General features: G+C 69.1%; 31 protein-coding genes. All 31 read right to left on the bottom strand.

Going from position 1 to position 24798, the window contains the following annotated elements:
- Positions 1-347 precede the first annotated feature (347 nt).
- Positions 348-644: a hypothetical protein gene (locus AB0E02_RS06200; protein ID WP_362136552.1), complete on the bottom strand. Its 297-nt coding sequence runs from the start codon at positions 642-644 to the stop codon at positions 348-350.
- 14 nt (positions 645-658) lie between these two features.
- The gene (locus AB0E02_RS06195; protein WP_362136550.1) at positions 659-919 is read right to left on the bottom strand and encodes a hypothetical protein; all 261 of its coding nucleotides are present in this window, start codon (positions 917-919) and stop codon (positions 659-661) included.
- 56 nt (positions 920-975) lie between these two features.
- The gene (locus tag AB0E02_RS06190; protein WP_362136548.1) at positions 976-1905 is read right to left on the bottom strand and encodes an N-acetylmuramoyl-L-alanine amidase; all 930 of its coding nucleotides are present in this window, start codon (positions 1903-1905) and stop codon (positions 976-978) included.
- A gap of 62 nt (positions 1906-1967) precedes the next feature.
- Positions 1968-2144, bottom strand: coding sequence for a hypothetical protein (locus AB0E02_RS06185; RefSeq protein WP_362136546.1), 177 nt, complete (start codon positions 2142-2144; stop codon positions 1968-1970).
- A gap of 10 nt (positions 2145-2154) precedes the next feature.
- A complete protein-coding gene (locus AB0E02_RS06180; RefSeq protein ID WP_362136544.1) occupies positions 2155-2763 on the bottom strand; it encodes a hypothetical protein in 609 nt (202 codons plus the stop codon).
- 10 nt (positions 2764-2773) lie between these two features.
- Complete coding sequence (locus AB0E02_RS06175) at positions 2774-2995, bottom strand: hypothetical protein (RefSeq protein WP_362136542.1); 222 nt, start codon at positions 2993-2995, stop codon at positions 2774-2776.
- Positions 2996-3004: 9 nt separating this feature from the next.
- Positions 3005-3754, bottom strand: coding sequence for a hypothetical protein (locus AB0E02_RS06170; protein ID WP_362136540.1), 750 nt, complete (start codon positions 3752-3754; stop codon positions 3005-3007).
- On the bottom strand, positions 3754-4854 hold the full coding sequence (locus AB0E02_RS06165; protein WP_362136538.1) for a DUF5047 domain-containing protein: 1101 nt from the start codon (positions 4852-4854) through the stop codon (positions 3754-3756). The genes AB0E02_RS06170 and AB0E02_RS06165 overlap by 1 nt, the downstream gene beginning before the upstream one ends.
- Before the next feature lie 4 nt (positions 4855-4858).
- Positions 4859-7111: a hypothetical protein gene (locus AB0E02_RS06160; RefSeq protein ID WP_362136536.1), complete on the bottom strand. Its 2253-nt coding sequence runs from the start codon at positions 7109-7111 to the stop codon at positions 4859-4861.
- A complete protein-coding gene (locus tag AB0E02_RS06155) occupies positions 7111-11577 on the bottom strand; it encodes a phage tail tape measure protein (RefSeq protein WP_362136534.1) in 4467 nt (1488 codons plus the stop codon). The genes AB0E02_RS06160 and AB0E02_RS06155 overlap by 1 nt, the downstream gene beginning before the upstream one ends.
- A gap of 25 nt (positions 11578-11602) precedes the next feature.
- Positions 11603-12010: a hypothetical protein gene (locus tag AB0E02_RS06150; RefSeq protein WP_362136532.1), complete on the bottom strand. Its 408-nt coding sequence runs from the start codon at positions 12008-12010 to the stop codon at positions 11603-11605.
- A 17-nt stretch (positions 12011-12027) separates the two neighbouring features.
- Positions 12028-12375, bottom strand: coding sequence for a hypothetical protein (locus AB0E02_RS06145; protein ID WP_362136530.1), 348 nt, complete (start codon positions 12373-12375; stop codon positions 12028-12030).
- Positions 12372-12737 carry a hypothetical protein gene (locus tag AB0E02_RS06140; protein WP_362136528.1) on the bottom strand — a complete coding sequence of 122 codons (366 nt, stop codon included), beginning with the start codon at positions 12735-12737 and terminating at the stop codon, positions 12372-12374. Before AB0E02_RS06140 ends, AB0E02_RS06145 begins: the two co-directional genes overlap by 4 nt.
- A gap of 90 nt (positions 12738-12827) precedes the next feature.
- Positions 12828-13604 (bottom strand): Ig-like domain-containing protein, encoded by a 777-nt coding sequence (locus AB0E02_RS06135; RefSeq protein ID WP_362136526.1) that lies wholly within the window; start codon positions 13602-13604, stop codon positions 12828-12830.
- A gap of 50 nt (positions 13605-13654) precedes the next feature.
- On the bottom strand, positions 13655-14077 hold the full coding sequence (locus AB0E02_RS06130) for a hypothetical protein (protein ID WP_362136524.1): 423 nt from the start codon (positions 14075-14077) through the stop codon (positions 13655-13657).
- The gene (locus AB0E02_RS06125; RefSeq protein ID WP_362136522.1) at positions 14074-14349 is read right to left on the bottom strand and encodes a hypothetical protein; all 276 of its coding nucleotides are present in this window, start codon (positions 14347-14349) and stop codon (positions 14074-14076) included. Before AB0E02_RS06125 ends, AB0E02_RS06130 begins: the two co-directional genes overlap by 4 nt.
- Before the next feature lie 9 nt (positions 14350-14358).
- Entirely contained in the window at positions 14359-14703 is a 345-nt protein-coding gene (locus AB0E02_RS06120; protein WP_362136520.1) for a hypothetical protein, read from the bottom strand.
- Positions 14703-15257 (bottom strand): mobile element protein, encoded by a 555-nt coding sequence (locus AB0E02_RS06115; protein ID WP_362136518.1) that lies wholly within the window; start codon positions 15255-15257, stop codon positions 14703-14705. The genes AB0E02_RS06120 and AB0E02_RS06115 overlap by 1 nt, the downstream gene beginning before the upstream one ends.
- The gene (locus AB0E02_RS06110) at positions 15247-15555 is read right to left on the bottom strand and encodes a hypothetical protein (RefSeq protein WP_362136516.1); all 309 of its coding nucleotides are present in this window, start codon (positions 15553-15555) and stop codon (positions 15247-15249) included. Before AB0E02_RS06110 ends, AB0E02_RS06115 begins: the two co-directional genes overlap by 11 nt.
- 77 nt (positions 15556-15632) lie before the next feature.
- Positions 15633-15845, bottom strand: coding sequence for a hypothetical protein (locus AB0E02_RS06105; protein ID WP_362136514.1), 213 nt, complete (start codon positions 15843-15845; stop codon positions 15633-15635).
- A 14-nt stretch (positions 15846-15859) separates the two neighbouring features.
- Positions 15860-17188 (bottom strand): phage major capsid protein, encoded by a 1329-nt coding sequence (locus AB0E02_RS06100; RefSeq protein ID WP_362136512.1) that lies wholly within the window; start codon positions 17186-17188, stop codon positions 15860-15862.
- A gap of 10 nt (positions 17189-17198) precedes the next feature.
- Complete coding sequence (locus AB0E02_RS06095) at positions 17199-18161, bottom strand: HK97 family phage prohead protease (protein WP_362136510.1); 963 nt, start codon at positions 18159-18161, stop codon at positions 17199-17201.
- 4 nt (positions 18162-18165) lie between these two features.
- Positions 18166-20031, bottom strand: coding sequence for a phage portal protein (locus tag AB0E02_RS06090; protein WP_362136796.1), 1866 nt, complete (start codon positions 20029-20031; stop codon positions 18166-18168).
- Between the two features lie 71 nt (positions 20032-20102).
- Entirely contained in the window at positions 20103-20324 is a 222-nt protein-coding gene (locus AB0E02_RS06085; RefSeq protein ID WP_362136508.1) for a hypothetical protein, read from the bottom strand.
- A gap of 21 nt (positions 20325-20345) precedes the next feature.
- Positions 20346-22121 (bottom strand): terminase TerL endonuclease subunit, encoded by a 1776-nt coding sequence (locus AB0E02_RS06080; RefSeq protein WP_362136506.1) that lies wholly within the window; start codon positions 22119-22121, stop codon positions 20346-20348.
- Positions 22090-22581: a phage terminase small subunit P27 family gene (locus AB0E02_RS06075; RefSeq protein ID WP_362136504.1), complete on the bottom strand. Its 492-nt coding sequence runs from the start codon at positions 22579-22581 to the stop codon at positions 22090-22092. The genes AB0E02_RS06080 and AB0E02_RS06075 overlap by 32 nt, the downstream gene beginning before the upstream one ends.
- A 33-nt stretch (positions 22582-22614) precedes the next feature.
- Positions 22615-22854 (bottom strand): hypothetical protein, encoded by a 240-nt coding sequence (locus AB0E02_RS06070; RefSeq protein WP_362136502.1) that lies wholly within the window; start codon positions 22852-22854, stop codon positions 22615-22617.
- A 15-nt stretch (positions 22855-22869) separates the two neighbouring features.
- Positions 22870-23274, bottom strand: coding sequence for an HNH endonuclease (locus AB0E02_RS06065; protein WP_362136500.1), 405 nt, complete (start codon positions 23272-23274; stop codon positions 22870-22872).
- A 53-nt stretch (positions 23275-23327) separates the two neighbouring features.
- Positions 23328-23630 carry a hypothetical protein gene (locus tag AB0E02_RS06060; RefSeq protein ID WP_362136498.1) on the bottom strand — a complete coding sequence of 101 codons (303 nt, stop codon included), beginning with the start codon at positions 23628-23630 and terminating at the stop codon, positions 23328-23330.
- Between the two features lie 16 nt (positions 23631-23646).
- Complete coding sequence (locus AB0E02_RS06055; protein ID WP_362136496.1) at positions 23647-24300, bottom strand: hypothetical protein; 654 nt, start codon at positions 24298-24300, stop codon at positions 23647-23649.
- Positions 24301-24334: 34 nt separating this feature from the next.
- Positions 24335-24709 carry a hypothetical protein gene (locus tag AB0E02_RS06050; protein ID WP_362136494.1) on the bottom strand — a complete coding sequence of 125 codons (375 nt, stop codon included), beginning with the start codon at positions 24707-24709 and terminating at the stop codon, positions 24335-24337.
- Positions 24710-24798 lie beyond the last annotated feature (89 nt).

Below are 24798 nucleotides of genomic sequence, written 5' to 3'. Positions count from 1 at the left end.
GGCACCGGCCTTGCCGGCCTTCCCGGTCGTGCCGGCCTTGCCACTCGGCCCGCTCGGGCCCGGCTCGCCGGGTGCCCCCTGCGGCCCGCGGGGCCCGCGCGGCCCACGGATCGTCTCGCCGGGATCACCACGGCTGCCAGGCGGGCCGGCCACCGGCCGCGCACCAAGCTGCTGCACCTGCCGAGCGAGCAGATCCCTGGCCTGGTTGGCGTCCTGCAGCTCGCCTGTGAGCTGTTGAACCGTGAGGACGATCCACGCGATTGCCGCGCCGAGGACCAGAGCCCCGGCCACGGTCAGGGCATCGCCACGTCGCCACCGTCGCTCTTCCGCGCGCACCTGCGGCCGCATCATGAACCCGCCCCCCGCATCAGCAGTAGCGCGACCGGCAGCAGTATGCCGATCAGCGGCACGACGACCGCGCCGATCAGCCACCGGCGGGTCGCCACGATCCGCTCGACATCCTTTTCCCGCAGGGTCTCCAGCGTGGCCACCCTGGCGGCCAGCGCTTCGTGGCGCAGGTCGTAGACGTCTTGGCTCACCTTCGAGTCGATGCGGCGGCCGAGTCCTGCGATGTCGTCGCGCACGTCCGCGAACCGATCCTCGAACCTGCGGACCACTTCACCGAGGGTCGGCTCATCGGACATGTGGTGCTCCTTGGTCAGACGCCCTTGGCGAGGCTGGCCGAGTTCTTCGTCTCTCCGAGCCGGGCGAACAGACCCTTGCCCAGGGACAGCACAGCCGCAACGCCGCCGGTGGCTGCGGCCTGCCACATCGGCAGGTCCAGCGGGGTCGTCACGACGACGCCGCCGATGAAGCCCTGGAGGAACGTGGCGAGGACACGCTCGGTCAGGTCGCGGGCGTAGACGCGAGCCGTCTTCACCACGGTCTGGACATCGGGAAGAGGAGTGGGAGCACTCATGGTCGTATCCGTTTCTGCTGGTCGGCACGCCTTGGGAGCGCGCCGAAGGTGAGTTGTCAGGCGACGACGGTGAAGTGGTGCCGCGCGCCGAGGCGCTGCAGGCTGGCCTTGCCGGGGATGCCGTCGGCGTCCTTGCCGGTGTAGCCGCCGCCGGCCGGGGACCGCTGCCACCGGGCGTACGCGTCCTTGGTGGTGGTGCCGTAACTGCCGTCACCGGCGTACGTCTTGGCGAGCATCCCCTCGGCGACGAGCGCCGCCTCGACGAGATTCACGCCCGCCCGGTAGGTGACGTGCCCCTGCTTCGCGGGAGGGTCCGCGTGCGCCGCGGCGACGAGCTGGGACAGATCCACCCGCGGCGCCGACGGGGTGGGCGGCGGAGTGGCCGGCTTGCCCGGCTTCGTGGCGAGCTGCTTGCGCACGTCCGCGCGGAAGATGTCCATATCGAAGCTGGGGTCGACCTTGCCCGGCTGGACCTCCTTGTGACCGGCCACGCTGCGCTCCGACCAGCCGTGCGCCCGACACAGCGCCGCCGCCCACAGCACGGCCTGTCGGTACTGTTCCGCCGGGTAGGGGTCCTTGCCGTTTCCCAGGTTCTCGATCTCGATCCCGTAAAGCACGTCGTTGCCGTCGGCGTTGGCCTGGTCGTCGTGTGGCAGCGGCGACTTCTCGGCCATCAGCGCGTTGATGACGTCCAGGTCGACCAGCCCGGCGTGGTTCGCCCGCCCGGCCGAGATCATCCACAGGCCCTCGGTCTTGCCCAGCCAGGAATGACACAGGGGGCCGGGTAGGTCGGACCGGCCGTTGTAGCAGATCTCGCGGTCACCGTGGCCGGCAGTGTGGTGGATGAGCACGCCGTGCACCGGGCCGAAGGGCTTGCCTGTCGCGGCGTCGCGCTCGTGTGTCCGCCAGCCCGAGTGCTCGTGCACCGTCAGGCCCTCGGCCCGGAGGACGGCCAGCAGGCGATCGGCGGAAAGGGGTGTGGCCATAGGGGCCTCCAGATATGCGAAAGGCCCCGGCCGGTTCGGCTCGGGGCATAGGAATGGGCAGGTCAGGTTGGTTCGTCCGTGGTCTGCACGGTGAACTCGGCCGTCGGTGGTGGCGGCGGCTCGGGGCTGGGCTCTGGTGGAGGTTCCTCCAGCCCGAGGTTGACTAGGGTTTCGAGGTCGCCGGCCGGGGCGCCCGTCGGATCGGGCTCGGTCGGGACGGGCACAGGCTGCACCGGCATGCCACGGCTCCTAGAGAGTGACGGGCGGGGTGTCCAGCGAGTAACTGTGGTCCTCCAGCCCCAGCCAGTGCATGCCGTTGACAGTTGAGGTGGCGCCGGGCGGGGTCTGGGCGATGATGTCGCCAGTGTCGCGAACCTCGGCACGGGCGTAGTAGATACCGGCACCGATCTCGATGGGCACGACCCAGTACGTGTACGAGGACGGGCGCCAGCCCAGCGGCATGGTGCCCAGCAGCCAGTCCGTACCGGTGGTGAACTGGCCTCCCGAGGCCAGCTTGAAGCGGCCGCGGAACTGAACCCGGCCGTTGACGAACTGGTATCCCGGTGAGCCGGAGTGCGCCTGAATCCCGGAGCCGTACGGGAATGCATGCCACGGGCCCGGCGTGATCGGGAACCAGCGGGAGCCGTCCCACCGGTCAATGCGGTCTTCATCGACCAGGTCGGTGAGCATGCCGTGCGTGGGGGTAGGTATGGCCGCGGCCCGCGCGGTCGCGTTCTGGAACTTGAGGATGCCAGGGGAAGCGAGGGCGTTGACCAGGGCCGAAAGCGCCTCGATGTTCGGGGCGTCGGCGAGCGTGGGCACCGGGATGTTCTGCCCCAGAGAGTCGGTGGTCGACAACGGGCGCTCCTCAGGCGGTCACATCGGTGGTGACGACCTCGGTACGCCGCACGCGCACCTCGACCGTCGGGCTCAGGGCCTCGAAGTACTGGCGCAGCGCGTCCAGAATGCCCTGCTCCGATGCGCCGGGAAGTGGGACGGCGTTGGGGGCCGTCTGCAGAGTGAGGGAGTAGCCGGTCTCGTACTCGGCTGTCTCGATGGCATCGACGGTGAGGAACGGGTAGTTCAGCACGTGGCCTCCTTAGGCGATTCGCGTTGCGCGCATCCATGAGCCGAGGCCCATGCGGGTGGCGGTGGCGTTCGATGCGGACTGCGCCCAGGCGATGGCCACAGTGCCGGACGACGCCCCGGTGATGACGGTGCCGGTCTCGATCGCGTACAGCAGGTTGGTGTTGGAGTCCCGGCGCCCGTACGTGACCGTGGTGGTGAACCCGTGGCTGCCGAATCGTCCGCTGATGTTGTCTCCGGCGTTGGTGAGCGTGTCGACGCCCGCCGCGGTTGATGCTGGTCCGTGTGCGCCTTTCAGGCCGGTTGCGCCTGAGGGGACGTTCCAGGAGGTCACCATCAGGCCGCCGGAGGGCCCGCCGACGAGCAGGTGGAATTCGACGATGTGGACGGCGTTGGCGTCCAGCGTCATGGTCAGGTCGGGGTCGGCGGTGCGCGTGGTGGTGGACGCTCGGTCAGTGGCGGCGGCCTTGTAGACGAACCGTGGCAGGCCGAGCGCGGTTGCCGCGCTGGCGGTGCGGCCGATGGCGATCCAGTTGCCCATGCCCGACTGGCTGATCATGACACGGTCTCCGACTCGCGGGGCCACGTACGACTCCAGCCGGCGGGCGCGGATGGTGTCGATGTCGACGGTGCCCGGTACGACGTCCACGGCGGTGACGGTGCCGGTGCGCCATTCGGAGCGGCGCACGCCCGGTGTCCGGGTGGCCTGGCGTGCCGCCTCGTCCAGCAGCGCGTCCGCGAAGTCGGCGTCCGAGGAGGGCATCAGGCGTCCTCCTTGCTGCCGATCAGGGAGAGGCTGAACTCGCCGCCGGGCTCTAGGGAGATGGTCAGCGACTGCACCTGGTGCAGCTCGCGGGTGCCGTCCTTGTAGACGGCACGGATCACGTCGCCCGGCTCAAGCGCCGGATTCGGCAGGGCGCTCAGGTCTGCGGTCGCGTTGGGTCGACGTGACGCTGCCAGCTCGTATGTGGCCGCGGCCGTGCAGGCGCCGGTCGTGGTCAGCGTGCTGCTGGAGATGAACTTTGGGCGGTGGCCGAAGGGGCCGCCCCAGTAGGTCGGTGAGGAGGGGTCGTCATCGACGACGAGGGCGGAGACGGGGCCGCTGTCGGACTCGGTGTTCTCGCCGCGGGCCGAGACGCCGTTGTAGACGCCTTGTGAGGACATGCTGCGCTCGGCTTTGATCATGTTGCCGCGGTCGCCTGTGCGGATCTCCCACACTGGCGTGGTCAGCAACGGGTCCGGCAGCGGAGCCACCACCAGCGTCCCGTCCGCGTTGCAGTACGCCTCACAGCCCGCCGCCCGGGCCACCTCCCGTATGGCCTCCAGTCGGTCCCCTTCTATATCCCACGTCGTCACGCCGCACGCCGTGTCGACGAGCCGGGTGGTGTCCATGACCAGTGACGGCATCGACGAGGACACCAGGTAGCTGATTGCCGTGGAGACCATGCTGTAGCCGCGGGTGCTGGTAGGCGCGGTGAACTTGTCGTCGGACAGGTACGCCTCGAAGGACTTGCCGTTCAAGGTGACCGGGCCGGCGTGGATGTCACCGCCGATGTCATCGATGCGGAACTGGCCGAGGGGGATCATTTCTCGCTGGCCACTGCCCAGATCGATGCCGCGGCGCAGTACAACGTACGCCCCGTAGACGCTGATCCTGTCCAGTTCAGTGCGCGGGATCAGTGCGGGATCGGGGATCACCACCGAGCAGGTGCGCCGGCATGCCGAACCGCGGTCGGCGGTGACGCTGCCGCTTATGTGGTCCAGCAGCTGAACGCGCCCGTCGGTGGTGTGCAACTCCACCTCCGACAGCACCCGGTGGGACTCACTGAGCAGCGACAGAGCCTGATCGGAGATGGGGTACAAGAGGTCACCCCCCGGTCTTGGGCCGATTCAGCAGCACGTCCAACCAGGTCTCGTACCTGGCCAGCACGTCACCCCACGTCGCGTTCTCTACGAGGATGTCGTTCCAGGTGCGGTTGGCGGACCCCGCTTGCCCGCCCGTCGGCCGGTCTACTTCGGTCAACGGCAGTGTCCAGTCCCGCCATGTGCCGTCGTTCGAACCGTCGGAGGCGTCCGCGGCCTCGGCGACCGTGGCGTACAGGTCCCGCCAGCCTGACTGCGGAGCCGCCTGGATGAACAGCACGTGCCCTGGGTCAAGCAGCCAGTTCAGCCGGTCACGCTCCTCGGCGGTCCGAGTGAACAGCACCAGGTCCCCCTCGGCGCCCGAGCGTTCGCCGCTGTAGACGACGGCGTTACGGCGGCCGATGACGCGCTGCACGGCCTGCTCGATCGGCCGCTGGAACGAAGGCAGAGGATGCTGCGCCTGCAGCTGCACGTTCCGCATCGGTTCGATCGGGTCCTTCAGCCAGACCATCGTTGGGTCCGGTGCGGCGAGGGTGACGGGACCGGCCGCCCGGTAGGCCACTACGGCGCCGGTGGTGGCCGACCGCACCTCGACTTGGTAGCGGACCTCCGACCCGAGCGGCGCCTCGTAGTCCTCGACGCTGTAGGTGTCCGACACCAGAGTGACGCCGTCCACCAGTCCGTCCGGGCCACGGACCAAATCTCGCTGTCCGGACGGAGTCACCCGGTACATCGTGATCGTCCCGGCCGGCAGTTCACGGAACACGACCTGCACCGAGGCGCTTTCGTCGTCACCGGTTGCCTCCGCCTGGGGAAGTACCTGCGCCATCACGATCGTGGCGACGTGCAGTACGGACGACGCAGACGTGGCGGTCAGTGTCAGGTCGATCTGACCGGTGGCTGCGCCTGCCGGAGCCATCTGATCGCTGCTGAACAGCCAGTACTGGCCGTCGCTGGAGACCGTGAAGGTGATCTCCGTGGTGGTGGACAACAGCGTCCCGGCCGCGTCGAACCAGCGCACCGACGGTGAGTACGTCCAACTGCCGGACGCGCGCCGGGCGTACAGCAGTATCCGCCAGTTCAGCAGCTCCGAGACGGGGTAGCGCGCCGACCGCAGCACCGAGGCGGCCGCGGTGGTGCTGGAGACGACGAGTGCGTAAGAGTAGGGCGAGAGGCCAGCAGAACCCCAGGGCGTTGAGCGTGCGAGGGTCGCCGGACCGGTCGGAACCGTCCAGGCACCCGTGCCCTGCTCTGCCTGAGCGTCAGCGAAGGGAACGACGTTCAAGTTGGGCAGAGCGTTGGTCAGGCTGGCCGTGCGGATTTTGATCACGGCGCCCTCGGACCGGACCACCTGTCCGGCCGTCGCGCCAGTGATCCCGAAAGCGATGCTCGCCGAGTCGGCGCCGGCCGGCGCTACCCCGGAGGTGGTCTGCCGGTACCAGCCCGTCCCGGGCGCGGGCAGAGTCGCGCGGTTGGCCTGGATCTGGGTGCCCGTGGCGTCGTAGAAGCGCAGCTCCACCCACGTCGTCGCGGCCGAGGTGGGCGGGTTGAGGTAGGCGTACGCCAGGTACTCCTGCCCGGGCTGCACGCTCGGCCGCTCAGTGCACAGCGCAGAAGTGTCCCCGGCCGCGGTCGCCGACAGTGCCAGGACTGGCCCGCCCGCGTAGTACCAATTCACCGCCCAGTTCACCGCCGGGGCAGTACGGGTGAGGGTGCCGTTCGTGCCGGCCGCCCAGCCGGTCAGGTCGATCTCAGCCTGCTCGGCGTTGAAGCTGAGCAGGTTCAGAGCCTGGCGGAGCGGCAGCCCCAGATACACGTTCTCGAAGAAGCCGACCACGCCAGCCGCGGCCGGCGTCATCAGGGACACCAGCACCCGGGCCCGAGTAGCCCCCACCGGAGCGGCAGCCGCGGCGGAGATACGGTGCCATGACGAGGACGCCGCCGACGTCGTCAGGCCCCACGACACCGACACCTCCGCCCCCGCATCAGTCAGCCACTGGATGCCGATCCGCTCGGGCACCGTCGCTCCCGAGGCGTCCGCGAACGCTGCGTAGGTCTGGCCGACGTCGACCGGGTACGACGAGGCGGTGCGAGCCTGTGCCTCACCGGCGGCCGACGACGCCACCGTCAGAACACCGGCGCCGTTACGGCCACCGCTCCCCAGGCTGATGGCGCAGTTGGTCTTTGCTACCCAGCCGGAGATCCCCGGGTCAATGGCCTCCGTAGCGGCCGAGAGGAAGTTCCCGGGGATCCCCATTACCTGCTCCTTCCTGCGCGCACGACGCTGGCGACGCGTTGCCGGTCACCACGCACCTTCACCTCGATGAAGTCCGCCAGCGCCTCGTCCCGCGTGTGGACCTCGACGACGACCGGGCCGGCGTCCCCGGCGCGACCCGCGCCCGGGGCGGTGAGCGACCGGTATCCACCGCCGGCCGCGGTGTTGGCCATACGGGCTGCTGCAGCTGCCACCGACGAGGCGGTGGCGTCCATGCCGACCACGAGACCCGCGCCGACCTGTGCACCTACTTCGTCCCGCATCACCCGGGACGGGGACTTGATCTTCAGAGAGCGCTTGACGCCCTTGACCAGGCCGGCACCGAGCCGGTTCATAGCCGCCTGGATCTGCTTCTCCTGGCCGAGCAACCCCGCCAAGAACCCCTTGGAGGCATTCTTGCCAGAGTCGTACAGCAGGTCGGCCATGCCATTGCCGTACGACGTGGCCAGCGACGAGCCCTGCGAGAGCAGCCGGTTGACGGTCTTGATCTCACTGGACGTGGCGCCCGCCAAAATGCCCGGCAGCGTGCTGTCCAGGCCGAGGCCGGACAGCTGGCTGATGGCCGTCTTGGACAGGCCACGCTTGGCCAGTTTGGCGATGTCGGCCCGGTTGTCCTTGACCGTCTTCAGCCGCGTCTCCAGCCCGGCCAGCACATCCCCCAGGCCCGTGGCCGACGAGAACTGCCCCAGGCCGAGATAGTCGGTGACGGCCTTCTTCTGGTCGGCTGCGAACGCCTTCGCCGCATCGACCTTCGACGCCACCGTGTCACGCTGCTTGGCCAGCTTCTGCAGGCGGGACGACGTGCTGTTCGTCGAGGCTGCCAGTCGCCGACCGGCCCCGCCCGCAGCGGTCAGGTCCTTCGCCAGTTCCTTGGCCGCCGAGGCAATCGACGACGCCGACCCGGTGAGGCTCTTGGTGAACGCACCCAGGTCCCCGCCGACCTCCCCGCGCGCCTTGGCACGGGCCCTGGCAGCGGCCTTCGCCGCGCTGGAGCCCTTCGCGAACCCCCGCAGGTGCAGCCCCGCAGCCATGGCCATGGACGTGCGGTGGTCGAAGACCTCCTCCCCGCCCCTGAAACGCAGCAGCTCCGGGCCCCGCTCACCAACCCACGCCAGCTCACCCGCACGCGGCCGACCACCGTTGGCGTAGCCCTTGGGTGCCTTGCTGGCATTTGCCTGCTGGACGTTGAAGATCGAGCCATAGCGCGCCTTGATGTAGCGGATGCCCGCCACGATGTTGGCGATCGGATCCAAGATGTTGTTGGACAACGACTTGAGACGGTACGCCGCAAACGTCGAAGGAATCGTCTGCATCAGGCCCTGGCTGGGATGCCCGGCCTTCGCGTTGGAGTCCCACCGGTTGATTGCCCGCGGGTTGCCGCCGGATTCCCGCATGATGAGAGTCCGCAGCGGTGCCGCCCAGCTGGCCGGCACCTTGGCAAGCTTCATCGCTCGCGCGATCCACTTTCCCAGCGCACCCGGCCCCGCGGCCGCCCCGACGCTGGCTCCCTTGTCGTCCGCGGCCTTTGAGTATCCGAAGATCGCGTTTAGAGCCTTGTCGGGAAGGCGCCGGATCATCTTCCCGAAGCCGGTATTGGCTCCCGGGAGCGCTGCCAGCAGCGGGTTGACGACGGCCTTGACACCCGCGCGCGCGGACGCCTCGATGCCGTCGGCGAGCCAGCTCGCGGCGTCCTTGACCTTGTCCCAGGCCGCGCTGCCCCAGCCCTTGACCGTGTTGACCGCTGAACCGACCCAGCCGAAGAGGCCGCCCCCGTCCTTGAAGCCGGGCACAACCCCGCGGAGTTGCCCAGACGCGGCGGCGCGCCGCATGGCCATCATCGCGCCGTGTCCGCCGGCGCCGCGCACCTCCTTCGCCGTCCACACGTGTTCGTTGCGCGACAGCGTCGTCAGGATGGAATCGGACGTCTCCGTGCCCGGTCCGTGCACCGCGCCGCCGCGGGCAAATCCCTTCAGCGACATGGCCTTGATCGTGGGCGCGCCGAAGGCGTCCGCGATCAGATTCCACGTCGGGACAATTCCCTTGTTGTAGACGGTGCCAATGATGAACCGGACAGGTTTCTTTGCGATCTCCTGCAGGCCACCCCACGCCTTGCCTATGAAGTTCTTCGCCGACTGGAAGGAATCACCGACGGCCTTTACCCCGTCCTTGATCCACCCGAAGGCCGGCTTCATGGCGTTATTCCACAGCCATTTTGCTTTGTCGCCGATCCAGCCCAGCACCGGCTTGATCCCGTTGTTCCACAGCCATTTAGCGGCGTCGCCTACGGCAGAGAACCCAGACTTCACGTAGCCGAAGATGATTTTGACTCCGGCCCACCACAGCTTGAACTTTCCTACGATCCAGTCGACGACGGGCGACAGAACGTTGTTCCACAGCCAACGGAAAGCGTTGCCGACCGCGGAAAAGCCACCCTTGATGTAGCCGAATATGACCTGCGCCCCGGCCCACCACAGCCGGAACTTAGCGACGATCCAGCCCACGATCGGCGACAGGACGTTGTTCCACAGCCATGCAAAGGCATCACCAACCGCAGAGAATCCGCCCTTGATGTAGCCGAACACCACCTGGATCCCGGCCCACAGGAGCTTGAAGCCGGCCACGATCCAGCCGATCACCGGCGACAAAACGGTGGTCCACAGCCAAGAGAAGATCGCGCCGAGCGCCTTCACCGCAAGGATGATCGGCCCGACCACGATCACGCCGATCACGGTTGCGAGGATCTTCGCAGCACCGGCGATGAACCCAAAGACGGGCTGCAGCACCGTTGTCCACAGCCACGACGCAGCCGCCCCGATGGCCTTGAACGCCGCGACGAGCCCGGCGAACGCCGGCTTGAGGACGTTGTTCCACGCCCACAACGCCGCCGCCTGAATGCCAGCCCAGGCCGCCTGCACCGCCGCGCGGAACCAGCCCACCTTGTTGTACGCCACGACCACCGCAGCGCCCAACGCCAGAATCGCCGTAATGATCAAAATCACGGGGTTCGCGTTCATCACGGCGTTGAAGGCCGCCTGCGCGATCGTCGCGCCGCGCTGCACCGCCGACCAGGCCAGGATCGCCCCGCGGTAGATGGAGAACACCGCAGTGGTCGCCGCTACGGCCAGCTGCTGCGCCGTGAGGGCAAGCGTCAGCCCGCCCACCGCGATACCGATCGGGATCAGCCAGGTCCCCATCGACTGCAGCCAGCCGACGACGCTCTGCCCCGCCGACCACAGCCCGGACAGCACCGGCACCAGGACAGCACCGACGACCGAGGCGACGCCCGACAGCGGCGGCAGCACGTTGGCGTTGATCCAGCCGCCGACCTGCCCGAGGACCGGCAACACCTTCCCGCCCAGGAAGTCGACCAGGCTCTGCTGCATGGTCCTGGCGAACGTCTGCAGCTCGTAGGACGGGCCGGAGCGCAGATCCTTGCCCAGCTTGTTTGCCGTCCCGCCCAGCTTCCCCAACCCAGACGTCGCCTTGGACGGGTCCATGGCGAACAGCGCCTTCCCCAGGTCCTCGGCCTGCGTACCGAACAGGTTCGTGGCAGCAGCGGACTGCGCGACTGGGTCCTTCATGCCCCGGAGCCGATCCAGGGTCAGGTCCAAGGCGGCCTTCGACGTCGCGCCGCCCTTGCCGAACTTCGCGGCCATGTCGTCCGCCGACAGCCCGAGGGCCTTGAACCCGGCCTTCGTCGAGTCCGAGCCATCGATCGCCCGGATCGAGAACTCTTTGATCGCGTCAGCAGCCAGATCACCGTCACGGGCGCCAGCCTGCAGCGCCTGATTGATCAGCCCCACCGCGTCCGAGCCGGTCAACCCCGCCTTACGGAACTGGGTGCCGTACTCGTTCATCGTGTCCAACAGGTCACCGGCTTTGTCGGCGCCCGACTGGAACCCCTTGGTGAGCACGTCGAACGCCTCGTTGGCGTTCTTCGCCAGGCCGGTGCGCAGCATCTGCGACACCGCGTTCGTGACGCCGCCCAGCTCCTGATCGAAGGTCGTCGCCACGTCGCTGGCCTTGGTGGCCAGCGCCTGCAGCTGCTTCGTGGTCGCTCCGGGCGGCGCCAGGCCCGCCTGCATGACGCTCTTGATGGCGTCCGCGGCGCCCTCGAACGACTCGGTGACGCCGCTGGAGTACAGCTTGCCGGCCAGCTTGCCCTGCTGCGCTGCGACCTTGTTGGACGTGCCCAGCTGCGCCTGCAGCTTGGAGGTGACGTTGGCCTGGTCGATGGCGTCGGTCAGGCCCTTGACCAGGATGGCGCCGGCCGCCACACCGGCGGCAGCCGCGCCCTTCAGCAGCTTGTCTTTCAGCCCGCCGCCGGCCTGGTCGCCAGCCTGCTGGCCGGCGTCGGCGGCCGGGCCGACGAGCTGGCGGCGTATCTCGTCGCCGATGCCGCGGACCGAGGGGATCACCTGCAGCGTTGCGTATCCGACGGAGGGCATGGCACCCCCTCACGTCACGCAGATGTCATGTGATCTCCCCGGAGGCGATGGCTGCCCGTCGGGCGGCCGCGCGTTGCAGTGCTGCCGTTCGCGCCGCCTGCCGCTCGGGCGAATCGCGGTCCTTGCCGCGCTTCTTGCTGCCCGGCCGGGCGATCGGCTTGGGCGGCTTGGACTGCTTGCTGCGCTTCACGCCCTCGTTTGCGCGCTGCCAGTTCGCCACACGCAGCTCATCCAGCGTCATGGCCTGCAGGTGCTCAGCCAGCCCCCACAGGCCGTCCTCCTCGCCCAGGGCGACGCGGGTGCGCGCGTCGGGCGGCAGCTGGCGCACGAGGGTGCCCAGCTCCCGCCACGTCAGCAGCGGTCGGCCGGCGGCGTCCCGGGCGAAGAGGTCCGAGAGCCGTACGCCGTAGTGCTGCCGCAGGTCGGCCTCCACGGCCCCGCCGTGCTCCCTCAGGAGTCGGACGAGGCCGGAGATTCCCCCTCAGACACCCCGGAGTGCGCGCGGTAGGCGTCGAACAGCGCCTTCATCTTGTACTGCGGCAGTCGAACCTTGCGGAACTCGGACCACTGCTTGTCACCCAGCGCGGTGCGGAAGATCCCCACCATCGCCTCGACGTCGCCGCCCTCGGCGGCCTCCAGCAGCGGCCACACGTCCAGATCCTGCATGTGGGCGAACTCCCACCGTCGACCGTCCCAGTGGACACGCCACGGCGTGAGGTCGACCTCGGACTGCACGGCGTCCAGGTTGAAGTCGAATGGCTGGTCGTCGCTGCTCTTCGTCGCGGTTCGGGTGGTCATGATGCGCTCTCGCTCTCTGCTTCAGGCTTGATGATCTGTACGGAGGTGACCAGCAGCGTCAGCCGCACGGTGCTGATGCCGTCAGCCTCGGGAGCCAGACGCACGTCGATCGCCTCTCTGGCAACCAGCCACGGCAGCGGCCGGCCGTCGATGTCAATCCGCCCATCAGGCTGGATGACGATCGAGGCAGCCGCACGCGGCTCGGCCACCGGTTCGGGCTCCGGCCGTGCTGCGGCCCGCCGCTGCTGCATGAGGACGGCCACGACACGGCCTCGTTGGTGTCGTGGGAGCTCGTGGCCCTCGTCGATGAGCCCGAGGTCCACCGCCTTGGCGTGTACCTCAGCGTCGGTGAACTGCTGCACGGCTCCTCCTGTCGCGGTTGGTCGCGGTTCGAGGGGTGGTGCACCGGGGCGCGGCCGAACCGCGACGAACACCCGCGCCCCGGCGGCCTGTCAGGACGAAGTGACGGTGACCGAGCAAGAGGAGGTCTTGCCGGAGTACGCAGCGGTGACCGTCGAGGACCCGGCCGCAACACCGGTGACAAAACCAGCGGACACCGTGGCCTTGCTCGGCGCACTGGACGTCCACGTGGCTGCGGACGTGACGTCCTGAGTCGAGGAGTCGTCGTACGTAGCGGTGGCCGTCAGCGCAGCAATGTCCCCGACGACGACGCTCGCGCTGGACGGGGACACGGAGATGCTGGACAGCACCGGCGTGGTCTGCCGGTCGAACAGCACCTTGTCGCTGTCCGGGTAGATCGTCGCGGCCAGCGTCACCTTGGTCAGGTCGGTCTCGTTCTGGTCCACGTCGCCGTCCACCTCGATGACGGCGTACCGACGCGTGATCAGTCGGTGGACCTTCCCGGTGCCGGAGTCCCGTACCTCGAACCCGACCTTCACCGGCACGGGGACGGGAACCACGATCTCGGTTTCCGACGAGCCCGGCCAGATCAGCGACCGGGTGGTGGGGTTGTCCTCCAGCACGCTGAAGCTCTTGGTGAGCTTGAAGTGCGCGCGCGACGTCCTGACCAGGATGCCGCCCCAGGCGTACTTGTCGTCGGTGTCCTCGTCGCGAGACTCGGGCATGCCGTCGTCGCCGTCCAGGAGCCCGACCAGGCCCCAGTCCGACCCGAACGGGGCGTTTGCGTTGGTCGGGTTCACCGCCGAGAGAGGGCCGATGTAGACATCGGCGTCGGTCCACAGTGATGCGTTGCTCGGGTCGCCGGCCACGGCGTCCTCCTCAAGAGATCAGGTACAGGGTGTGCCGCGGTTCGTAGAGGTCAGGCCAGTACCGTTGGCCGGACGTTGGCGAGGACCGTGCAGGTGCTCAGATCCACACCGGATTCGTGGTCGACCGCGGGAAGCGGTCCGATGCCGGGTCGCACCCCGCGGATGACGGGCCCGGAGTGCACGACCATCAGGCCCTGGCACAGCATCGCCAGGTCGTGCGCCTGGTCGGCGTCTTCGTGCCACACCGTGATGCGCAGCGTGCACCGGGCGTTGGCCATGGATGGATGCGGGGTGTCAGAGTCCTTGGCAACCAGGACATACGGCAGGTGAGGGGCCTCCGGCGACCGGTCACCCGGCACGCGCGTGCCGACGGTGACACCTGCTGCGTACGACTCCGGCCGCCCTGCCAGAGCCGTACGCAGCACCTCCGCCCCCGCGGCCTGGACGTCCCCGAAGACGACCAGGGGCTTCATTCGACCGCCTTCACTTCCAGGCCCGCGCGTCCCGCCGCGCGTGTCAGGAGTCCGTCCCGGGCCTGCCAGGACATGGCGCGCGCGTCCTGCACCTCGACCGTGGCCGCGCCTCGGTCCGTGGTGTACGAGCGGACAACGACCTTGGCCATACCCACCTGGCCCCGGACGTGATCGGCAATGCTGGCCGCCACGCCGTCCACGAGGGTGCGGACCTCCTGGGACTGCAGGACCTCGCGCACCCCGCGGGAGTCGAGACGGAAACTCTTCAGCACAGCGGCCTCCTATCCCGTCACCCGGGTCATGGTGAACTCGATGTGGTGCACCGAGCCGTCGAGCGGGTCGGGCCACTGGGCCACCTCGCCCTGAATCTCACAGGTCATGCCGCGCCACTCGATCCGGTCCACGGCCGTCACGTCGGGCGAGGCACCCGGCGCGGACTGCACCCGCCACCCAGTCACCACCGCGTTCCGCCCTGGCTCGGTCGCCTCGGTCTGGGTGTTCGGCTGCACGTTGACGTCATCCACGGTGAGCCTGGTTACGGCGTCCGGCGACCAGTCCTGCACGGTGTTGCCGCCGCGGTCCGTGCGCGTGCCGGCGCGCACCCGCACGATGGTGTCGAAGAACATCACACGTCCCCGCCCGTGCGGACCTTGTGCCGGTCAACCGCACGCGCCCACTGGTCCGTTACGCCGACGGCGGCCTGGGCGCCGTAGCCGATGGTCTGGCCTCCGGTCTGCATCGTCTGCACCCCCGGCCGCACGGTGAAGATGGTCCGGGCCTGGTCGAGGACCACCTCCTGCACGTCCTCCGGGTTGTCCGCCCAGCCGTGCGTGTAGGTGGCCTGCACGCACCGAAGACGGTCGGGCCACCGGGCGCCACCGAGCAGACGCAGCATGCCGGCTTCCGACCACGCGTAGTCGGTGCCCTCGACCAACGCCACGCCGTCGAGCAGCACTTCGGACACAGCGACCGTGGGCCACACCGGAAGCAGCAGGCTTTCCCGGCCGTTGCCGTCCAGCGTGACCACGTCGTCCGTGACCAGGGTTACCGGGTGACCGACCGCGCCACGGAAGCGGCGGGTGGCCGCCCGCAACGCGGCGAGCAACTTGGGATCGTCCTCGTCCCGGCCCAGCCAGGTGGCCAGCTCGGCCGGGTCGGCGAGGAACTCCTCAGCTGCCACCGCGGGCACCGCGGCCCTTGTTCGCCGAGGTGGTGCGAGCCTTGTTCGGTGCCGGCGGGGCCTTCTTCGCTTCCGGCTCGCCCGACGCCCCGTCGCCTTCGGGCAGGGTGACGTCCTCGGCTGCGCCGCGCCGGGCCGGCGCCGCGGTCGCGAGGTCGTCTTCGCCCAGGCCCCGCGCCTCCGCGTCGGCTGTGTTCAGCTTCATGACGGTCTCGGCGCCGGACGGCGACGTGACCCGGTACTTCTTCAACGGGCCGCCCACTGCGGCCACCTCCTCGATTCGAGCATCGGCCGGCACCGCGTCCGAGGGCGGGCCGCATGCGGCGTTCTGCGCGCCACATGGGCACCGCCCTGACGCGGTGCGAAGGGTGAACATCAGGGGGCCAGCAGGCCGGCCGCGCGCAGCTTGGCCAGCAGGCCGTTGTAGGCCGTGCGCAGCGTCGCCAGGTCCGCCACAGTCTTGTCGAACTCGGCCTTCGTCGGGTTCGCCCCCGAGGCCGCCGCCGACGTCAGGGCGCCGACGTCCGCCTGTGCGTCCGCCTGCTTGCCTTCGCGGGCCGCGCCCGCGCTCGGGTTCAGGTACGCCATGGTGCTGCCTCCGATCAGGCGGTCAGGTCGACCTCGACGAACGCGGACGGCTGGACGACACCGAAGGCCGCACGCATCTCGGCGAGGATCGCGACGAGGTTGCGGACGAAGAAGTCCAGGTGGCTGTCGGTCATCTGGATGGTGGCCTGCTCGCGGTCCCACAGGATCGCCTTGCGCCAGTCGCCGACGTAGCCGGTGCCCGCCGGGACGGCCTCGGTCTCGATGACGGGAAGGCCCCACAGCATCGACGCGGTGCCGACGCCAGACGGCCCCCCGAAGTAGAAGCGGCCCTCGTTGTCCTGCAGCAGGTCAATCGTCTCGACGTCGGCCGGGTTGAGCAGATACGCGTTGGGCACCGAGCGGCCGACAGTGCGGACCTTCGTCTTGGCCTTCCGGAGCGTCACCAGCGCGTTGGTGTCCCAGCTCTGCGCCTGCACGCCCGACACGGAGCCGACGCCTTCGAAGTTCTCGCCGGTGCCGTCGCCCTGCACCATCTGGTCTTCGAGTTCCTCCTCCAGCCCGTAGCGAAGGAACGCGTCGATCAGGGTGCGGACCTGCGCGGCGTCGGACAGGGCCCGCTTGGTGATCGGAATCCAGTGCGCGATCGTCCGCACCGGCGCGCTCACCTTCGCCGCGGCCAGCGCGCTCTCCGGCTTGTAGCCGCCGCCGGTGGCGTTCACCAGCGCGCCCGCACTGCCCGGGGCGGTGGGCGCCGCCGCGGTGGTGGCCTCGGCCACCGGAGCGGCGTTGTTGGTGATGCTGGTCATCCGCACGTACTCGACCGTGTCACTGGTCGTTGTGCCGGACGTGACGACGTCCCGGAGACGCAGCGGCCGCTGCAGGACGTCCAGACCTACCTGCAGGCCGAGCTGGTCGTTGGTGACGAACGCGCCGGCCGACGTGTCGGAGACGCCTGTGACCAGCGACTTGAAACCGGCCAGGCCGGACTGCACGCGCTGCTTGGCGCCGAACGTCCCGGAGGGCGCGGTGGCCAGCAGCGCCTTGTACTCGGCGGAGTCGGTGAACTGCTCGCCGACACTCTTGCGCCGGTCGGGAAGCTCGAAGCCGCTCGCGGTCCGGCGGCGGCCGTCGTCGTCGGTCTTGGCGTTCAGGGCGATGTCGTCGCCGAGGTCGGCGAGCGACTTGCGCAGGGCATCGTTGCCCTTCAGCTTCTCGATCTGGCTCTTCGCCTCGGTGGCCTTGGCCATGTGCTCGCGCAGCTGGCCGGCTTCCTCCGGGGTGAAATCGCGATCCTCGTCCTCGGCGTTCTTCGCGATGGCACGCGCCTGCTCCAGGGCGTGCTTCATCTGGCCGGTCAGATCCTCGATGGTCATGGTCGGCATGTGCGTGTCCTCATTCCGTGAGCGATGCCTCGAACTCCAGGAGTTCGAGATCGGTGCGCAGACGGGCGGAGGCGGCACCGGCCGTGGCGGCGCCCTCGGGCGCTTCGCGGGGATCCGGCGTGGTCTCGTCCTCGGTGCTGCTGTCGGTCGTCGTGCTGCTTCCGGCCGCCGTGCCCTTGGCGAGTTCAGCGGCCACGAGCTCGGCCACGCGGGCCGCCAGCTCGTCATCCGAGGCCGATCCCTTGGCGGGCGGGGCAACCACGGGCTGGGCGGCAGGTTCCTTGCCTGCGGCCGCCGCGGGGCCCGGCTGGCCGGGTTCCTCGGTCGTGGTCTTCTTCGGCGCGGCGGCCTTCTCGGGGGCGGCGCTGGAAAGCACCTCACCGATCGACTCGTATGCGCTGGTCAGCGTCTCGAAGTTCTTCTGTGACAGGACGCGGCCGGCCTTCGCGCCGCGGGCGATGCTGTGCGCCTTCGCCGCCAACAGCTCCGTCTCCTGGTTCGCGCCGACCAGGCACGGGCCCACCTCATGCAGGGACACCTTGCGCAGCTCGTAGTAGCCGCCCCACGGGTGCTCCTCGTCCGACACCCACGCGCCCTCGTTCACGTCGTACGCGAACGAGAACTGCGTGACGCGGCGGCCCTTCAGTAGGCGGTACACCTGCTGCGCCGTGGGGTTGGTGTCCAGGTCATCGATCTGCCCGGTGACCTCCAGCCCCTGCAGGGTCTCCTGCGCCTTGACCACCGTACCGATGTGCGCGAACGGGTCACCCCACGCGTGGCTCCAGATGACGGGGATCGGGTCGCCCTTCTCGGACCACTTGGCCAGCGTCTCCGTGAACGCGCCCGGGCGGACGATGTCCCCGACGCTGTCCTCGTTGCCGAACACCGACACCAGGGCGGTGAACTGCCCCTCGGCCAGGCCGTCGGCGACGCCCGCCGCCTTCACCTTCGCGGCAAAGTCCTTCGTACGCACGGCGTCATCCCTCCTTCGCATAGTCGAGAGTGCAGTTGCAGCGCGCGGTCTCCTTGGCCGCGCCCTGGCCGTCGCCCGGCCAGCGCAGGCCGTTGCTGAACACGTCGTCGAGACTCACGGCCTCGCCGTCTTGCGCCTTGTGCGATGCCCGCGGGTTCTTGCCGCCGGTCCGCCAGATCTTCTTGTCGAGGCCCGACGCTTCGGCCGCATCGTGGCCGCCGAAGCTGCGCAGCTCAGTCGCCGCCGTGGCCGCCCGCATGTCCGCTGCGACCGCCCAGGCCCCGGCCGCCGCCTTCAGCCCGTCGCGCCAGCCGTCGCCGCCCTCGTCCTGCACCGCGGCCACAGCCTTCCGCCCGGCCTCCTCATGCTGCTCGGCGTGGGTCTCCGCTGCCGCGAGGATCCACGCGAGCATCACCTCGGCCGACCAGCCCTCTGCCGAGGGATTGTGCTCGGCCAGCACCTCCCACGCGCCGACCTGCGCCAGCCGATACCCATGGTCGGCCAGCATCGTCTGTAGCTGGGCGAGCCGGTCCTCATGACCCTCGGCCCACAGCTTCAGGAGATCCGGCACACCGTCGGCCTTGGCGCCGGCCGCGTCGAGCAGCTTGGCAGCTGCCTTCTCCGTCCATCGCACCAGCGCCGTCGTCAGGTCGTCCTGCTCCGCCACGCCGGTGCCCAGATCAGCCGGCCTGCCGCTCTTGACCAGCGCCAGGCCCCGCGCTTTTGGGAGCGCGTCCGGCTCCGGCGCCGTATCCCTCGGCGATGCGAGGCCGCCTTCGGTGACGTTCATGGGCACGATCAGCTCGTCGCCGCCCTCAACCGCCGGCAGATTGTTCCGGGCCCGGATCTCATTGCGCGTCATCCACGGCCCGCCTGTCGCCGTGGACGCCGCCGCAGCCTGCTCCTCGAACGACCCGCGCATCTTCGCCTGGATGTTGAACTCGCAGTACACATCGCTGTTCTCGCCCGGCAGGTCCGGCAGGATCTGCGCGCCGAACTCCTGCTCAAGCATCACCAGCCACGGCCCCAACGTGTCCTGGTACAGGTGCGCGTGCTGCTCCTTGATGTTGGAGTACGTCGCGTGATCCAAGATTCCGATCAGCGGCGGCGGGATGAAGTACGCCGCCGACACCTCCTCGCGCGTCAGCTTCCGCGCCTCGATGTACTGCGCCGCCTTCGGGTCGAACCCGACCGGCACGTACTGCATGCCGTCCTCCAGGATCGGCGTGCCGCCCTCCGCGCCGCCGCCCTGTGTGAAGCTCCGCCACATCTCGCGGAACCTCAGCTTGTCCTTCGCCCCCCACTCCGGGGCGTCGGCCGGCCGCTGGAGCACACCCGTCATCCGGGCGCCGCCCCGCCACATCTGGGCCCTCGTCTTCGCGGACTCCGAAGACTCCAGGAGCAGTTCCCGCAGCGACTCGATCGGCGACGACCCGCACGTCAAGCCCTCCGGCGAGTAGCCGTGGATGTGCACCACGTCCTCAACCGCGAAGTCACGGCCGCCCGCCGTCTCGTAGTACTCCGGGGCGATCCAGTTCCCGCCGTGCGGGCGAATCAGCGTCGGCGGCACCGGCAGCACCCGCAGCCGGCCGTCCAATCGAAGCTTGATCCCGTACGCGTTGTCGTACAGCGCCACGTCCGACACCAGCCGCTCCACCCAGCGGTACGTCGTCATCCGCGGCACCGGCTCCGCCAGCAACTGCGCCAGCGGGTGGTCCGTCAGCCGCTCCCGGTCCGTATCCGACAGCCGCCGGAACACATGGACACCAAGCTGGGCGACGTTGCGCGCCAGGAAACCGATCACCGTACGGACCTGCGGCTGGGTCCGCCAGATCTCCGCGAACTCCCACGGCGCCGCCGGCAACGGCATCGCCGCATACCCCGGCGTCACCCCAGCGCCCGTCACCGACAGCTGGCCCGAGGAGACAACGAACGACACGGTCAGCCACCCCCGCCCGCGAGCACCTGCATGAACTCCACCCGGGCCCGCTCGATGACGACCTCGCCGTCAACCGCCTGCGGCGCCCGGCCAGCCTCCAGCAGCTGCACGTCCCGCAGCACCAACAGCGGCCCTCGCTTCGCCCACAGGACGCCAGAGAACGCCCGTTCGGCCAGGTTCACCACGACCCGTCGCCGGACCGCCGTACGACGCCACGCGAACACCGCGGCCCCCCTTCTCGGCCGCTACACGACCATCAGTTCGTCGTCGTCCTCATCCGAGTACGCAGACTTCCGCCGCGGCGGCCGCGCCAGCACCTCGGACATCGCATCGCACAGCGCTGAGACGCCGTCGATCTTCTCGCCCGAGTTGGCCTTGTCCGGCTTCACGTTCCCGGCCGCATCCATGGCCACCGCCAAGTTGTCGACCATCCACGCCATCACCGGGTTGCCGTCGTGCCGCAGCATCGGCTGGCCCCCAGCCTCGACCGCCTTCATGCCGAGCAGTAGCTGACGCTGCACCGCCTTCAGTGCCGGCGACATCGTCACGAAGCCCTGCCCGACCTTCACCAGCGGTGCGCGCTCACCCTCCAGATCGTTCGTGAGTTGCGTGCTGTTCCACCGGTCATAGCCGATCGCCTTCACCTTGAAGAACCCCAGGTCCCGGCGGATCTGCTCCTTGATGAAGTCGTAGTCCGTCACGTTCCCGGGCGTCGTGCGCAGCCATCCCTCACGTACCCATCGCGAGGCCGCGCCAGCTGTCCGCTTGTCCAGGGCCGGGATGTTGTCCTCCGGCGTCCAGAAGCGCCACAGCGCGTCCAGCGACCCGTCCGAGTCGTCCGGGAACAGCCAGCACAGCGCGTTGAGGTCCGAGACGCTGCCGAGGTCAAGGCCGCCGTATGCCTCGCGGCCCTTCAGCTTCTCCTCGTCGACGAGCGCGGCGTTCGCGCGCCACGACTCCAGCGTCACGAACTTCGTCTGCTGCTTTGTCCGCACGCCAAGGTGCAGGCGCAGGAACTTCGCCAGGTCGGCCGGCGATTGCTTGGCCTCGTCGGCGCGGGCGGCCAGGTACGAGCGTGTTGGCGACACTCCATACCCGGGGTTTGCGGCCTTCCACGTCTCCTCGCTGTACGGGTCGGCGTCCTTCGGCACCGCGAACACCACGCCGTACACGCTCGGAGCCGTGAACACCCCGCGGGCCAGCTGCTCGATCCGATCCCGCTTCCGACCGTAGATCGACTCCTTCTTGCCCGCGTCCGCCGTGGTGATGATGACGATCAGCGGCTGGCGCCGGGAACCGGTGCCCGTCTCGATCGTCTCCACCAGCTCCGGCGTCTTGTGCTCGTGCAGCTCATCGATGATCGCGTTGTGCAGGTTCGCGCCGTGCTGAGCACCGGCCACCGACGAGATCGGCTTGAAGTACGAGCCACTCTTGGGGTGGTAGATCACGCTCTTCATCGGCTTGACGTGTCGCTTCAACGCCGGAGCCGACTCCGCCAGCCGCTTCACCGGCTCGAAGACGAAACCCGCCTGCTCCTTCGTCGTCGCCGCGGTGATGCACTGCGCGGCCGGCTCCCCGTCCGCGCACGTCATGTAGATCGCGATGCCACCGGCCAGCGTCGACTTGCCGTTCTTCCGCGGCACATCCACGAACAACTCACGGATGATCCGCACGTACATGTCCGCGTCGTCATCCCAGACGACCCAGCCGAACACGGGCGCCAGGATGTAGGCCACCTGCCACGGGTCCGGACGCAGCGGCTGCCCCGCCCACTGCCCCTGTGTGTGTCGCAGCAGACCGAACGCCTTGATGACCTTGTCGACGCGTACCGGATCGAACCGTGCTCCCGGCACCTCCCGCGGCTCCGGTGTCTTCACCATCGGTGGCGTCTCCGGCAGCGGGATCCCGCGCTCCGCCAGGTACCACGCCACCTCGGGCGAGAGCTTCAGCCGTTCCAGCAGAGCCTCGTCCAGGTACGCGGCCGGCGGCTCAGGCGAAGGGGTTCTCTTCCTCGTCGCCATCGTCTGCCCCTCGCGCCAGGGCCTGTTCCGTCGAGGGTGTCAGGCCGAAGTGAGCGGCGAGGGAGCGCAACTCCCGGCCGGCTGCGCGCGCGATCCCCACGGCCGGATGCGCCAGCGTGCCCTGCTTCGCCTCGATCGTCAGACCCTCGCGCTGCACCGTCTGCGTCGCCTCGACGAACACCGCCCACGTCTCGCAGTAGCTCGACAGCACGGCCCGATCCTCGGGCTTCAGCAGATCCAGCCGAGTCAACCCCGGCACCACCCGGTCCCACTCGGCGCGCGCCTCATCCGTCAGCCACTCCGGCGCGGTCGGCGGCACCCGCTTGAACGCCGGCCCCGGGTTAACCGGCCGTCCGGCCGAGTCCTTCCCATCACCTCGGCCCTTGATCAGCTTGAGGCCGGCAGGCTGCGCGGTACGCCCCATGATCCAGACCCCCCATCCCAGATTCTGTGCACGCATCTCCCCAGTTGACCGCGGCGGGGCCCCAGGGGATCACCGTGGTGATTCCGACTCCCCTACCCCCGGGGTGGTGTCGGGGTGGGGGAAGTGGCCGCCCGCGAGGAGGTACTGGCCGGCGGCAACGAGCAGGTTGCCGAGGGCTGATCGAAGTTCGGGTTCCGGGAGGGCTGTGCCGTTGGTCGGCACGCTGATGGTGCCGAGGTCCCCGTGGATGGGGTCGCCGTGGGGGGTGGGGACGGTCAGGAGCACGTGTGCCGTCGTGGTGATGGGCATGCGGTCCTCCTGGGGTCAGGATGCGCTATGGCCACGTGCTCGTCGTGTTCGTGCTCGTTGTGTGCCTCGTTGGGCTTCGGCACGGCTCTTGGCGGTGTCGCAGTCGGTGCAGAGCAGTCCGAGGTTGTCCATGGAGGTGACCGAGCCGCCTTCGGCGATGGGCGTGATGTGGTCGAGGACGTGGCGTGGTTCGTCAGGGTCGTCTGGCTGTGCGACGCCGCACGAGTAGCAGCACTCGTTGTCGCGCTGTGCGACTCGACGCTTGAGTTTGCGCCATGTGCCCGAGCTGATTCCGTATCGCGCTTGCTTGTCGTCTCGGCCTGCCCATGCGATGGGCTGGTGCTCGTCGCATCGTCCGCCCTTGGCGGCCAGCTCGTGGCACTGGGGATCTCTGCAGCGGGATGGTGGGGCGTAGGGCACGGGGCCTCCTCTTCCAGGGGGAGGGGCTACCCGGGGGAGGTACCGGGAGGGGGTCAGGTGCCGCGCTGCACGCTGATGGTGGGGGTGCCCGCGCTGATGGCCTTGATGCTGTTGGGCCCGTACGTCGATACGGGGACGGTGACGGCTCCTATGGCTGCGGGTACGCACCAGCAGTGCGAGCCTGCCACGGTGGGTGTGGTGCCGTCGGTGGTGAAGTACACGGGGCTTGCACCGTCGTGGGAGAGGACGGTGACGGTACCGAGGCCGCCCTCGAACGCCACGGTCTCAATGGTGTTCGCGGTGAGGGTGAGCGCGTGGGCGCCTACCTCGCCGCTGGCTACGGTATGTGTGGCCACGGGGTCCTCCGATCGGTCAGCTGACGCCGTACCACTGGCTGCCCCAGCCCGTGGTGATGGTGCTGGTGGCCTGGGAGGCAAGGTTCAGGGTTCCGGGCAGGCTGGTCTGCCCGGTGAGCATGGTGGAGTAGCGCAGGTTCGGTGCGGTCAAGCCAGCGTTGACGGAGATGCCGGCTCCGCTCGCCTTCAGCGTGAACGTGTTGGTGGTCCACGTCCCGCCGAGCAGCAGGGCGATGAAGTACGTGCCGGGCGTCGCGGTGAACGGTGTGGTGAGGGCGAAGCCGATGGCCTTGGCGTTGGCGGCGTTGACGAGTTGGGCGCTCAGGTCCGCGGTGACGCCCTTGAGGTTGCCGCCCGAGTCGTATGCGCCGAGGTAGCAGTTCGACAGGGTGGCCGCGGTGTCGACTCCGGCGAGGCCGAGCCAGATGGATGACCATGTGATCTGTTTGCGGATGATGATCCGCACGAGGGTGATGCGTCCGGCTACGCCGCCGCTGCTCTGGGCGGTGACGTGTCCGGCCATGTTCGGGTCGTAGGTCCACGCGAGCAGCCCTTGGTCACTCGGCAGGTCCGGGCGCAGTGCCTCCAGCGCAGCGCCGGCGGAAGCGGTGTAGGCACCGATGCCGGCGGGGGTGACCTGGGGGCGGTAGAAGTTGTAGCCCGTTCCCATGGCCACCTCCCGCGGTAGGCCGCGGGCCCGGGGGCTACGCGGGGTGCTTGGTGTGAACGAGGATCGCGAACTTGCGGGCTGCGGCTTCCTTCTTGGCGTTGCAGTCGAGGAGCATCGCGGAGCCGTCGGCGCCCTCGATGGTGATGAACAGCTTGGTGTTGTCCTTCTTCAACGCGAGGGCGAAGATCCCTGTTAGGGCTACGCGGGTGGCGGTGATGCGCTTTGCGGCCTCTCCACGGTCCACGGTGACCTGAGCGCCGGCCACTGGGACGTCCATCTGGCCGGGGGCGGTGAATCGTAGGGGGTCTTTTCGGACCATCATGCCGCCGATGCTTGCCGCTGCGAGACGTAGCTCGGTCACAGCCTTGGAGGCGGTCTTTTCTTCAGCGCTCTTCTTGGAGCCGAACATGCGGGTTCCCCCTGGGTCGCGGTTTCGGGGTCATGGTCCCGTATGCCGCGGGGCGGGGGAAGCGAAAGGCCCCAAACCGTGTGTCCGGT

This window comes from Streptomyces sp. NPDC048196, from assembly GCF_040652715.1.
GTDB classification, from domain to species: domain Bacteria; phylum Actinomycetota; class Actinomycetes; order Streptomycetales; family Streptomycetaceae; genus Streptomyces; species Streptomyces siderophoricus.
This window is presented reverse-complemented; position numbering and strand designations above follow the sequence as displayed.